Raw genomic sequence first — 12,816 nt, 5'->3', positions numbered from 1 at the left:
TCGTTTCACAATAATATTTTTAGCAGGAGAGGATTATATGATTCATTTGCAAAAAGAAAACGGACGTATCCGTCTTGTGCTGGATGCCTATTTTATGGGGGAAGATATCATTGTACTCATTTCTGGCGGTGATCAGCCGCATTTGGGAACGATTACAGCAGGGGCCAGGCTCGAGCCGATTCAAACTGTGCAATTACAAAACCATAAGGAATTTTATATTACCGAAGAAATTGCAGTTCGCTTGCGAAAAGAGTTTGCGGGCAATTTTGCCATTTGCTGCGGGGCACATTTGGATCATGCAACCAAGGACGAAATCCGAGTGCTGACAGATATGGCTATACAACTGGGAAAAGAGCTCATTGGAGAACTCAAGCAAGCACGCTAGTAGCAACCTTTTTAAGTGAACTCCTGAAAGAGCAGATTGCGATAGGGATACTTGCTAAAGGGATACTTAAAAAGCAAGGCAAAGCCATCATCCTCAATTTGTACGGATTTCAGCGTAGAGGATGGAATTAAACTACGGATCATGACATGAACTGCACGCTGGTCTTGTCTGTTGATTGCTTTGGCTAAGGCAGAAGCAAAACATGGATTGCGTGCCAATTCGCGATACAGTGGAAAAACGGCTTTTGCGATGGCGCGATGAACTCTCGGCTCAAACGTAAACTGCACAGTCCCCGGTGGAATCGTCGTTCCATTCGTATAATAGAGCATCGGTGGCTGAGCTAAAAAGGAAATAAAGTAGCCGATGCCATTCGTGCCTAAGCCTTGTTTGGCGGCAAATGGCGCTACTGAGCAGAGAAGGGATTTCATCCGATCCAAATTGCCCTGAACGACAGCTCGTGACCATTGGACGGCAAAAGCACGTCGGGTTGCAATAGCTTTGTAAAAGGGTAGCATGGCAGCGGATATTTTCCTAAGTGTTTCTGCATTTAAACGTTTGTGAGGCGAGCCCTTTCTGCGGGATGTTGCACGATATAACATAGCTCCGACCTCCTTGGCAGGATGCTCTCATGGAGCGCAATTGATCTGTAACAGGTAAAATACTGTATGCCCGGTTACCTCAAAAAGTGCTAATATCGCTAGGTTTCTTCTTTTTAACGTTCTAATTTAAAAAATTGAAATAAGTACTGTCCTGATTTGTAAGATTGTGGTACCCTAGAACTTATATAATTGCTATTTTACTTATTGGAGTTGAATTTAACGGATGAGTGATTTGTACAAGGAGCCTCGGTCTTCCGATCCTTTTCAGGAGACGAACGATTATAACGCCCCATTTAACCCGCCCCCAGTAGTTCCACCTACAAATAGTAAAGCTGTTGCCTCGATGGTGCTCGGGATTTTATCTGTGGTCATTCCCTATATTGGGTTGATTATCGGAATTGTGGGTATTATTTTGTCCAGTCTTTCCCTGAAGGAAATTAACCGTCATGGCGAGCAAGGCAGAGGTATGGCCATTGCTGGATTGGTATGTAGTATTATCGGTACACTGATTTATACACTGATCATCATTTTTATAGTTATTGTTTTTATTGTAGCGGCCTCCAGTGGCGATCCAGATGTTTTTTCAGACATTTAATGAATTGAAGAATGTTTGAGCCAGACAAACCATTCACGATTTGACTATTGGATGCTATGATAAAAGGAGTCCAATGAAGGAGAGTGAAGCCGTATGGCACGTACTCAAACACAAAAAGCGCTGAGCAAGGCAAAACGCGCTGGAATCTATTGTGCGGCACAGAGCCGCAAAACGAATGACCATTATGGCGAGATTTCACAGCACATACGAATGAAGCCGACCAAGCAAGAACAATTACAAAAGGTCAAGCACAAGAAGCGAATCGTTCAGAGCGACGCTTCTTTTTTTTGTCTTTAGCGAGAATTTTTTTGATTTTATAGAAGTTGTCACAATCAGGAGACAGTATTCGTTATACAGATAATGACGGACACACAAGGAGGTGATCCTATGGAACGGTTCAGCCCCGGGGCCAACGACCATACAGAACATGTAGAATCCGTCGTGGAACGCGTCAAAGCTGGCGATCAACAGGCTTATGCCACCATCATACGTACTTATGAAAAGCAGATATATATGTACTGCTATTACATTCTGAAAAACCGCGAGGAAGCGGAGGATGCGGTACAGGATATATTTATCAAAGTATATCAGGCAATAGGTAAATATAGACAGCAGGTTTCCTTTTCGGCGTGGCTTTATAAAGTAGCGTACTATCACTGCCTGGATCAAATTAGGAAAAAAAGCCGCTGGCATCGATTAATATCGATCCAAAAAGAGCAACAGCAACAGCAACATCTAGATGATTACTATCCATCCGATGATGAACGCGAAGTCGATGAGCTTCTAATGAATCTGAATTCGGAAGAAAGAAATCTTGTGCTGTTGAAAGCTGTTGAGCAGTACAGCTTTGAGGAGATCGGAGAAATTATGGATTGCAAGCCCGCGACTTTGCGAAAAAAGTATGAACGGTTACGCAAAAAGCTGATTCAGCAGAAAATGAAAAAAGGAGGGCTAACGAATGAGCGCATGGCAGGATCAAACTGAACACGAGCAAATGGAGCAAATCCGTCGCACGGTCCAAAATAAGAAGATGCCTCAGGTTAGCTATACGGATGACATTATGAAGAGGTTGGGGGAAATGGACGGGGGGAGCGGGAAGTTAACATACAAAAAAGGCACATGGACCAAAAGAGTGGCCGTTAGTGCGTCTGTAGCGGCAGTGTTGGGAGGACTGGTGTTGGGAAGCGGTTTTGTGTCCCCAGCTATGGCCGAAACGTTAAAAAACATCCCGTTGATCGGCAGCGTATTCCAATATAATTTTGACAGAAGCTTGCAGCAAGCCAGTAAATCTGGATTGACGACGACACCCCATTTGAGTGTATCCCGCGATGGCGTGACCTTGAACATCAAAGAGGTTATGTTTGACGGAACACGGCTGGTGTTCATGATTGAACGCCAAGGGGTAGAAGATGAGAGGATTATGTCCCCTTATTTGCCCGAGGAAGCCGTGAGTGTCGAGGGGAATACATTGGAGAAGGTACCCGTGGAAAAGCAAAAAAAGGGGTATTTGTTCACACCTAAGGTCTTTATTGAAGGACAAAAGATGGTGTACGGTTCGTTTACGGACGCGGTTGGCAAAAAGGAAGACGGCAAGCTCATCGACAATATGGCTATGTATGAAATCACCAAAGGACTGTCGGAGAAAAATCTATCTGACGAATTTGAGATTACAGTAAAAGTGAATGTGAGCGGCTTCCATGAGCCATTTGAATTTCAGGTGCCGGTGAAGAATTTATCCAAAAACAAAATTTTGCTGAAGCCTGATAAGACACAGAGCAGCGGAACGTTCAGTTACACGGTGAAGCAGATCGAGCTGACTCCGGTAACAACCCGTCTTATTGTGGACAGCAAGGGCAAAGTACCGAGCACCGCGGAGCAATCAGGCGATTTAAGCGCGACTAAAATGTATTACGACATTGTAGATCAGGACGGAAATCAGCTGGAGCAACATATGTTAGGTCTGTTCCATCGCAGTCCTGATTCCGAATACTATGAGGATGAAGCATACAGTCCATTTACAAAAACACCGACCTCCATTACGATCAAGCCGTACACTATGACGGTTAAGAAGGACTGGTCTGTGATAGAGGATCAAGAGGGAAATTGGGCCAAAACATATCATAAGGATTTGGAAATGACGATCCCAGTCCCATCTCAATGATAAAAAAACCCAACCCGGACGATAAAGGAGAGGAAATACGAATGAAGCAATATATTAAAGTGAAGCGTATAATATTCAAATCGGCTATTCTAGCTTCAGTAACTATGATTATGGGTATAGGAGTGACGATTTCCGATACTGCATGGCAAATCCAGGCAGCAGCTGCACAATCAACTGCCCCGGCGGCAAGCGCAAGCAGTCTGACACGGGATGGCGTCACACTGACGGTCAAAAAGGTGAAATATGACGGGATTCGTCTGACCGTGCAAATTGAACGCAAGGGGATCAACAAGATCAGTACAATGCCTCCTTTCAGCAAGGACAAATCCCGGAAGTTAGAAAAGGGTTACCTAATAGATCCTCAAATATCTATTAATGGAGAAAAAATAAGTTTATTGAGAGTCTCAAACGCGGTATTCGACGAAAATAAAAAAATGTTGGATAATACATTAGAAATCGCAATAGACAAAGGATTATCTGAAAAAAATCTGCCAGACTCATTTGAAATGGCATTAAAAATCAATGTTAGCGGCATTAAAGAACCGTTTTCATTTAAGGTGCCTGTGCAGAATACGGTGAAGGACAAACTGGTCCTTAAGCCGGAAAAAACGCAGAACAGCGGAGATTTCAGTTATACCGTCAAGCAGATTGAGCTCTCCTCGGCCAATACCCGGATCATTATTGACAGCAATGGTAAAGTGCCGAGTACATCCAAACAGACTGGAAATTATAGTGCAACCAAGATGTATTATGACATTGCGGACCCGCAAGGCAAACTGATAGCTCAAGAATTGATGGGAATTTATAACAAGGCTCCGGCGCTCAATTATCACGAAGTTGAAATGTATGCTCCGTTTGCAACCAGACCCTCTTCCATCACCATCAGGCCGTATACGCTGACCGTCAACAAGAAGTGGACGCCTATGAAGGATGCCCGGGGTAAAGAAGTCAAAACATACCATAAAGACTTAGAAATGGTAATCCCGTTGAGTAATTGACCTTACAGAAAAACAAAAGAAGCGGAGCGAATCGTTCAGGCAACGCTTCTTTTGTGCTTCGAAAGATTCAATCCATTACTGCGAAAAAGGACTTGATAATAATTATCATTCTTGTTAGAATATCATAAGAAAGAAGGAACCCGGGCATGGGCTCCTTCATTATAAAACTAGGCTTGAAATCAAAGATTTACTTGGCTTCGAAGGTTTTGCAGTCTGTTTCTTCGGATTTGTGAGTGTCTTCAGGTCTGTTGCTTACGATATAAATGGAGCTAGCGCTACATTTATTTTCTTGGGCCCAGTACGTACATGAATTGACTTCACACAGAACGTCTTTTGCCATGTTGTACACCTCCTTATATGGATGTGATGGGCTGAGCAAATAGTATCACGGTCAGTCAAGGTAGGACTTGTCCAACTGTGTTTACCCTCTTGTTAGGAAGAGGGATTTTGCTATGCCTACTTGTACAATATCAAATGAAATTTAAAATTGCAATGTTTGCTTCATTTTGCAGTTCGAAGCGGACACAAGTGTCCCCAGGCTGTCGAGAAACCCCCTGTTTTTTTGCAGGGGGTTTAAAACTGTCTTAGTGGTCTAAAAACTAGGGTCCTCAGATCGTTTTAAATCGATTTTTGTTTTAAAAGATGCGTCTCCCCATATAAAAATAGAAGTGTCGAAAAGTCCTCTGGACTTTCTCGACACTCTGCGGACACAAGTGTCCCTTTTAATTAAAAAACAAAAGCTGTCCTCCATGCAGAACGAAATGTTTCTCTGCTGGAGAACAGCTTTTTTTGTTTTTCTGACATAATGACGATATGAAAAGACTTAGCGCACGTTAGGAATATTTACGATGGGATCGATGTCAGCATCATAGTCTACGCCCTCGAACTCAAAGCCGAACAGTTGGAAAAATTCGTGACGATATCCTTCAAGATCTGACAATTCGTAGATATTGTTGGTCGTCAGCGCCTCCCATATCTTCTCAACCTCTGCCTGTACGTCTTCGTGCAGTTCCCAATCATCAATACGAATACGTCCTTCTTCATCTACAGGAGTTTCTGGTGCGTACAGACGCTCAGCAAACAGGCGGTAGCTCTGTTCTACGCACCCTTCATGCAGCCCTTTTTCCTTCATTACCTTATATAAAGCAGAAATATACAGAGGAACGACAGGGATAGCGGAGCTAGATTGGGTAACGAGTCCTTTGGTGACTGCGACGAAGGCGCGTCCGCCTGTAACTTTCAGCTGATCGTTCAGCTGATGCGCTGTCTCCTCCAAATGATCCTTTGCACTTCCAATACTGCCTTCTCTGTAGATGGCTTGCGTAATATCTGAACCAATATACGAAAAGGAGAAGGTCGTTGCAGTATCAGCCAATACACCGCCTTCACGCAAGGCGTCAATCCACAATTTCCAGTCCTCACCACCCATAACCTCTACAGTTGCTTGTACTTCTTCTTCTGTTGCGGGTTCAAGCGTCACGCTGCTGACTTCCCCGGTGTGGAAGTTAACGGTCTTGTTTGTGTAAGGCTTACCAATAGGTTTGAGCACGGAATTAAACGTTTCGCCTGTGCGGGGATTTGTACGACGACCTGAAGCGACACTGTAAACCACCAGATCGACTTGTCCCAGTTCTTCGCGAATGGCTTCCACCGTTTTGGCTTTGACCTCATCCGAGAAGGCATCGCCTGTCACGCTTAAGGATTTAAGCCCAGCTTCCTGAGCAGCTTTTTCAAATGCAGCAGAATTGTACCAGCCTGCCGATGCTGTACGTGTGGCCGTAGCATTACTAGGGCGATATACACCAATTGTATTGGCACGCGCACCGAAGGCAGCAGTAATGCGAGAAGCCAACCCATATCCGGCAGATGCCCCGATCACAAGTACATTACGGGGTCCCTGGATAGCAGGACGGGCCTGTACATAGTCAATTTGCTCCTGAACATGTTGGGCACAGCCCACCGGATGAGCAGTGGTGCAGATAAAGCCACGTGTTCTTGGTTTGATAATCATGTTATTGTAATTCCTCTCTTCTTGTAGCGATCTTCACCCTTACTATTTTAACTTTTAACTATTTTTTTTCAAACGTGGATTTCAGTAAGTATCCTTTTTACCCAAAAGTGTATCCTTGCACGGGGTGGCAAGTGCCTAAGGGCCTGCATATGATGCTGTAACGATAAATACGAGAAGGGAGAGAGCTGCTTGAAGAATAAGAGCCGCAAAACCATAAGAAACAAAAAGCCGCTCTATAGTGTAATTGACCCGGATATGAATGAATTAAGTATGATACAGCGCGTGAAGCCACAGCCTGCGGAGAGGGAGACAGAAGCAAGACTTCATCAAGTTGCTTCTCCGCCTCCCCCAACCAAAGAGGAGCCGGAGCTACAGACTGTTGTCGAACCTGAAATCGAGGTTTCGCATGAGACAGAGGTTGAAGGTGCGGATGCAGAGGAGACTCAAGTGTCAATGGAGGAACCCCAAGAGCTAGAATCAGAGCCAGAGCCAGAGCCAGAACTAGAACCTGATCCAATTGATGTGGAGGAAATTTTGAGCAATAAGAAGGCCCCACATGTAAACAATGCTTTCATCTATACAGACGATTTGAGCGATTTCGCTGTGACGGGTGAGAAGATCGCTCCCGCTTCCATAGATTTCAGCAAGCTGAAACAAGAGAGCATCCACACGGAATCTCTGGCGGATTATGCCGTTCAAACGATTAAGATAGCCGACGGTGCTGTGACTTCTTCGAAGATTGCCGCAGACTCCATTACGGTGGAACATCTGTCGGACGCATCGGTGTCAGGCAGTAAATTGCAGGATCGCTCCATCGGCGGTGAAAAGCTTCGAGATGGCAGCATCACTCCTGAGAAGCTGGCTGATAAGATTATCAGCGGTGATCATATTGCGAATGGCTCCATTGAGAGCCGTCACTTCAAGCAATGGATCGTGTCTTCAGATATGCTTCAAGATCAGTCGGTCACCTCGGATAAAATTCGCAGTGGTACGATTCAATCGAACAATTTGGCTAATGAAGCTGTCGACAGCTCCAAGCTGGGCGATCAATCTGTGACCACTTCCAAACTGCGGGATGGTGCTGTGGATGGAGCTAAAATCCAAGCTGGCAGCATTGAGAGTGCACACCTGACCGAGCATGCCGTTCACGCAAGGCATCTGGCCCCCGGTTCGATTAATCGCAAGCAGCTATCCAATGGAATTGTGGGCAAGGAACAATTGGAGGAAGGCGTTGTCAGCGGGCGTCATCTGGAGTCTGAGGCAGTGACCAGTGCGCACATTCAGGCTGGAGCGATTGAAAGAAAGCATCTGAGTCCTGGCTCCATCGGGGAAGAGCAGATTGGAACGGGCCAAGTGACAGCCCGCCACCTGGCGGATCGGAGCATTCAGTCCAATAAACTGGCAGATCAATCTGTAGGCTCATTGCAAATTGTCGATCAATCCGTCACTTCATCCAAGATATCGGATCAGAGCATTTTACCACACAAAATTGCCGACGAGGCGGTACTTACCAGACATATTGCTACAGCAGCCATACAAGGTCCCCAAATTTCTCCGGAGGCAGTCTCTTCCGTACACCTCCAGTCGGAAATCATTCGAAAAGATCATATTGCATCGGAGGCGGTTACGGAGCAACATTTGCATTCCGGGGCTGTGACGAGCGAGAAATTAGGGAAGGGGGCAGTGTTGGAACACCATGTGGCGAATCAGGCTGTCAAGGAAAATCACATTGCCTCGAGCGCGATTAAGTCTGACAAAATTGCTGACGAAGCAGTGACAGAACCTAAAATTGCCACAGGAGCGGTAACTGGAAATAAGATTGCCCCTCAAGCCATTACACACGCACACATTGCAACGGGGGGAATTCGTGAAAACCACCTTGCCGACAACAGTGTGGGTGGAAAGGCATTGCAGGCTCAATCCGTCGATTCGACCCATCTGGCCCAGAGTTCTGTGCTGAGCAAACATCTTGGGGAAGACAGTGTTGGAACCTCGGCTTTGCAAGAACAGTCCGTTACTGCGGACATACTAGGGGAAGGCGCTGTTCAAACCGCGCATTTGGCCAGCGGAGCGGTGTACTCCCATCATTTGCAGGATCATGCCGTTACTTCACTGAAACTATCGCCGGAAAGTGTGGCCACGGATAAAATCAATGATTTGGCGATTACGGCTCCTAAGTTAGCTGAGGGTAGTGTCACTTCCTCTAAGCTGTCTGCTCGTTCCGTGCAGCCGTGGCATATTACCGATAAAGCGGTGCAGAGTAACCATCTGGCTGTTGAAGCGGTGGAGGCGAATCATCTCGCTCCGGAATCCGTCACCTCTAATCATTTGCAATCTGCATCGGTCCAAACCAAACACCTCGCCCCCGACAGTGTATCCGGTCATGCACTTCAGTCAGAAAGTGTCACCTCTGAGAAGCTAGCGGCCCGTGCTGTGCAGGCTTCCAATCTGGCAGAAAACAGCGTGGGTCCCGGACATTTGGCTGCGCAAGCCGTACACACTCAGCATTTGGCTGCAGGAGCAGTACAGGAGACGGAATTAGCCCAGAACGCTGTAAAGTCTGTACATCTTGCGCCCGAATCCATCCAATCGGAGCACTTGCAAAGCGGGGTCATTCAGGGAGAGCATATCGCATTGCAGGCTATAGCGACTCCGGCCTTACAGGATGAATCGGTCACCTCTGCCAAACTGTCGGAGGGAAGCGTAACTCCCACCAAACTGTCTGCCCATGCCGTGCAGTCCGGACATATTATGGACGAAGCTGTACAAAGCAACCATTTGGCTGTGGCGGCCGTGGATTCGGCACATCTGGCTGCAGGAGCGGTCACCTCGGTGCATCTACAGGCTTCCTCGGTGCTCACGAGACATTTGGCCCCGGATAGTGTGTCCGGTCGTGCGCTTCAAGCGGAAAGCGTCACCTCGGAAAAGCTGGCAGCGCGCTCGGTACAAGGAATGAACCTCGCGGAAGGCAGCATCGGCCCTTCACATCTTTCTGCGCAGTCGGTGCACACTCGGCATCTGGCAGCTGGAGCAGTACAGGATAGAGCACTGGCAGAGGGTGCAGTGAAGTCCGTGCACATCGCATCGGAATCCATCCAGCCACATCATCTGCAAATTGGAACCATTCAGGGAGAGCACATCGCGTCACAGTCCATATCGACCGATGCTTTGCAGGATGAGTCCGTTACATCTGATAAACTGGCGAATGAGGGTGTGACTGCCGCCAAGCTATCAGCCCACTCGGTCCAGCCGTGGCACATTACAGACGAAGCGGTGCAAGCCAAACATCTGGCAGAAGAAGCCGTCCAGTCCAATCATCTGGCCCGGGAATCTGTCACCTCTGCCCATTTGCAGGCTTCAGCGGTGCTTGCGAGCCATCTGGCTCCAGATAGCGTATCTAGTAGTGCGCTTCAAGCAGAAAGCATCACCTCGGAAAAGCTGGCGGCACACTCGGTGCAAGCGACGAATCTCGCGGAAGGCAGCGTCGGCCCTCCACATCTGTCCACGCAAGCGATACACACCCGGCACTTGGCAACGGGTGCAGTACAGGACAGAGCGCTAGCAGAAGGGGCAGTGAAATCCGTACACATCGCACCGGAGTCCATCCAGTCGCATCATCTGCAAACGGGAACCATTCAGGGTGTGCATATCGCCTCACACGCGATATCGACCGATGCTTTGCAGGATGAGTCCGTTACGTCCGACAAACTGGCGGATGAGGGCGTGACTGCCGCCAAGCTGTCAGCCCACTCGGTGCAGCCGTGGCACATTACAGACGAAGCGGTGCAAGCCAATCATTTGGCAGAAGAGGCTGTCCAGTCCAACCATTTGGCCCGGGAATCCGTCAGCTCTGCCCATTTGCAGGCTTCGGTGGTGCTTGCGAGCCATCTGGCCTCGGATAGCGTATCCAGTAATGCGCTTCAAGCAGAAAGCGTCACCTCGGAAAAGCTGGCGGCACACTCGGTGCGAGCGTTAAATCTCGCGGAAGGAAGCGTCGGCCCTTCACATCTGTCTGCGCAGGCGATACATCCCCGGCATTTGGCACCCGGTGCAGTACAGGACAGAGCGCTGGCAGAAGGGGTAGTAAAGTCCGTGCATATCGCACCGGAGTCCATTCAGCCGCACCATCTGCAAACGGGAACCATTCAGGGTGTGCATATCGCCTCACAGGCCATATCGAACGATGCTTTACAGGATGAATCCGTTACGTCCGACAAATTGGCGGATGAGGGCGTGACTGCCGCTAAGCTGTCTGCCCACTCGGTCCAGCCGTGGCACATTACAGACGAAGCGGTGCAAGCCAATCATTTGGCAGAAGAGTCCATCCAGTCAAACCATTTGGCCCCGGAATCCGTCACCTCTGATCATTTACAGGCTTCCTCGGTGTTTGCGAGACATCTGGCCGTGGACAGTGTGTCAGGTCGTGCGCTTCAAGCAGAAAGCGTCACCTCGGAAAAGCTGGCGGCACGCTCGGTGCAAGCGACGAATCTCGCGGAAGGCAGCGTCGGCCCTTCACAGTTGTCTGAGCATGCCGTACACCCCCGGCATTTGGCAACGGGCGCAGTACAGGACAGAGCGCTGGCAGAGGGGGCGGTGAAGTCCGTGCATATCGCACCGGAGTCCATTCAGCCGCACCATCTGCATCTTGGAACCATTCAGGGTGTGCATATCGCCTCACAAGCAATATCAACCGATGCTTTGCAGAATGAGTCCGTTACGTCCGATAAACTGGCGGATGATGGCGTGACTGCTGCCAAAATATCTCCTCATTCGGTCCAGCCGTGGCATATTACGGACGAAGCGGTGCAAGCCAATCATTTGGCAGAAGAGGCCGTCCAGTCGAGCCATCTGGCTCCTGAATCTGTCACCTCTGCCCATTTGGAGGCTTCGGCAGTGATGACCCGGCACATTGCCCCCGGGAGTGTATCGGTTCACGCGCTCCAGGCAGGCAGCGTGAACGCTGAGAAGCTTGCGCTTCGGGCGGTGCGTGCTTCGAATCTGGCAGAAGCCAGCGTAAACTCCGTGCATTTGACGGAACATGCCGTACACGCTCAGCATTTGGCCGATGGGGCGATTCAAGGGTCCGCACTGGCAGAGGGCGTGGTGCAGTCCAGGCATATCGCGCTGGACTCAATCCAGTCGGAACATCTGCAAGCAGGGGCAATTCAGCCACAGCATGTAGGCTGGCAGGCGGTGGCTGAGGATGCTATACAGGAAGGTGCGGTGACGTCCAGCAAGCTTGCAGATGGAACGATACAATCCCGCCATGTGGCTGAGGAAGCTATTGAAAGCCACCACATTGGAGAGGAAGTTATTGATTCGCATCACCTAAAGTCGGGCTCGGTGACACTGGCTCAGCTGTCCACAGATATTCATCTCTCCGGACTTTTGCCAGAGGAAGGTGTCAGTGGCGACAGACTTCAGGCAAACAGTATATCTCGTAGCCATCTGCAAGCTCAGGCCGTCGACAGCGAGGTACTGAGCCCGGAAGCTGTGGGTCCAGAGCATCTGCAGGCTGCTGCGGTACAAAGCCATCATGTGGCAGAGCAGAGCATTGAGGGTCATCATCTGGTGGAAGGCTCTGTAGGCTCACGTGAGCTGGAGCTGAACGCAGTGAAGCCGGAGCATTTGAGCATCACTCCGGTCCGTACTTGTGCGAATCAGCCCGCATTGCAGCAGTTTGGCAGAGCGCCGTTTCTTTTGAAAGGTAGTGAAGGGGAGACGGAAGTGACCATTGTATTCGGGGAGCCTTTTGTAAACCCAGACTACACGTTGGTAGCGATGACGAACCACCCTCTCTTTCATGCGACGCTGAAATCTCAGACGCCGAATGGAGCAGTGATCGTCGTAACCAAGTGGAACGAAACCGCGCATAACTACGGTATTATTTCCTGGATCGCCATTGGTTAGTGAAAATGGTTATTGTAAAACTCATAGCGTGCAGACTCATGTATTTTCTAAATACAGGGCTGCACGCTTTTTCATATACTTTTCACACATTTGCTCCACAATTATCCCGAATTCTCCTGATAAGCTAAAGATACTTTAAAGGAGAGGTGATTCAATC

Annotated in this window: 10 protein-coding genes; 7 read left to right on the top strand and 3 right to left on the bottom strand. The window is 48.6% G+C overall.

Going from position 1 to position 12,816, the window contains the following annotated elements; all coding sequences use genetic code 11:
- Window positions 1-37: 37 nt before the first annotated feature.
- Entirely contained in the window at window positions 38-385 is a 348-nt protein-coding gene (lpdD, locus tag ACWGXJ_RS18190) for a prenylated flavin chaperone LpdD (protein WP_452567926.1), read from the top strand.
- Between the two features lie 11 nt (window positions 386-396).
- On the opposite strand, the gene ACWGXJ_RS18185 is transcribed toward lpdD, so the two are convergent.
- Window positions 397-984, bottom strand: coding sequence for a hypothetical protein (locus tag ACWGXJ_RS18185; RefSeq protein ID WP_452567333.1), 588 nt, complete (start codon window positions 982-984; stop codon window positions 397-399).
- A gap of 223 nt (window positions 985-1,207) precedes the next feature.
- On the opposite strand from ACWGXJ_RS18185, the gene ACWGXJ_RS18180 reads away from it, so the two are divergent.
- From ACWGXJ_RS18180 to ACWGXJ_RS18160, 5 genes are all read left to right on the top strand, one after another.
- Window positions 1,208-1,579 carry a DUF4190 domain-containing protein gene (locus ACWGXJ_RS18180; RefSeq protein ID WP_452567332.1) on the top strand — a complete coding sequence of 124 codons (372 nt, stop codon included), beginning with the start codon at window positions 1,208-1,210 and terminating at the stop codon, window positions 1,577-1,579.
- A gap of 93 nt (window positions 1,580-1,672) precedes the next feature.
- Window positions 1,673-1,876 (top strand): hypothetical protein, encoded by a 204-nt coding sequence (locus tag ACWGXJ_RS18175; RefSeq protein ID WP_049816899.1) that lies wholly within the window; start codon window positions 1,673-1,675, stop codon window positions 1,874-1,876.
- Between the two features lie 90 nt (window positions 1,877-1,966).
- Window positions 1,967-2,563 (top strand): RNA polymerase sigma factor, encoded by a 597-nt coding sequence (locus ACWGXJ_RS18170; protein ID WP_250260722.1) that lies wholly within the window; start codon window positions 1,967-1,969, stop codon window positions 2,561-2,563.
- Complete coding sequence (locus ACWGXJ_RS18165; protein WP_452567331.1) at window positions 2,538-3,740, top strand: DUF4179 domain-containing protein; 1,203 nt, start codon at window positions 2,538-2,540, stop codon at window positions 3,738-3,740. The genes ACWGXJ_RS18170 and ACWGXJ_RS18165 overlap by 26 nt, the downstream gene beginning before the upstream one ends.
- A 41-nt stretch (window positions 3,741-3,781) precedes the next feature.
- On the top strand, window positions 3,782-4,738 hold the full coding sequence (locus tag ACWGXJ_RS18160) for a DUF5643 domain-containing protein (RefSeq protein WP_452567330.1): 957 nt from the start codon (window positions 3,782-3,784) through the stop codon (window positions 4,736-4,738).
- Between the two features lie 187 nt (window positions 4,739-4,925).
- On the opposite strand, the gene ACWGXJ_RS18155 is transcribed toward ACWGXJ_RS18160, so the two are convergent.
- Both ACWGXJ_RS18155 and fabV read right to left on the bottom strand, forming a co-directional pair.
- Window positions 4,926-5,078, bottom strand: coding sequence for a DUF1540 domain-containing protein (locus ACWGXJ_RS18155; RefSeq protein ID WP_013311427.1), 153 nt, complete (start codon window positions 5,076-5,078; stop codon window positions 4,926-4,928).
- Between the two features lie 483 nt (window positions 5,079-5,561).
- On the bottom strand, window positions 5,562-6,749 hold the full coding sequence (gene fabV / locus ACWGXJ_RS18150; RefSeq protein ID WP_452567329.1) for an enoyl-ACP reductase FabV: 1,188 nt from the start codon (window positions 6,747-6,749) through the stop codon (window positions 5,562-5,564).
- A 189-nt stretch (window positions 6,750-6,938) separates the two neighbouring features.
- Between fabV and ACWGXJ_RS18145 the strand changes: the two genes are divergently transcribed.
- A complete protein-coding gene (locus ACWGXJ_RS18145) occupies window positions 6,939-12,659 on the top strand; it encodes a WIAG-tail domain (protein WP_452567328.1) in 5,721 nt (1,906 codons plus the stop codon).
- The last annotated feature ends 157 nt before the right edge of the window (window positions 12,660-12,816 follow it).

The sequence above is a fragment of the Paenibacillus sp. S33 genome (genome assembly GCF_053615415.1).
The sequence above is the reverse complement of the archived record's forward strand: the minus strand, read 5'-3'. Positions and strand labels throughout refer to the sequence as shown.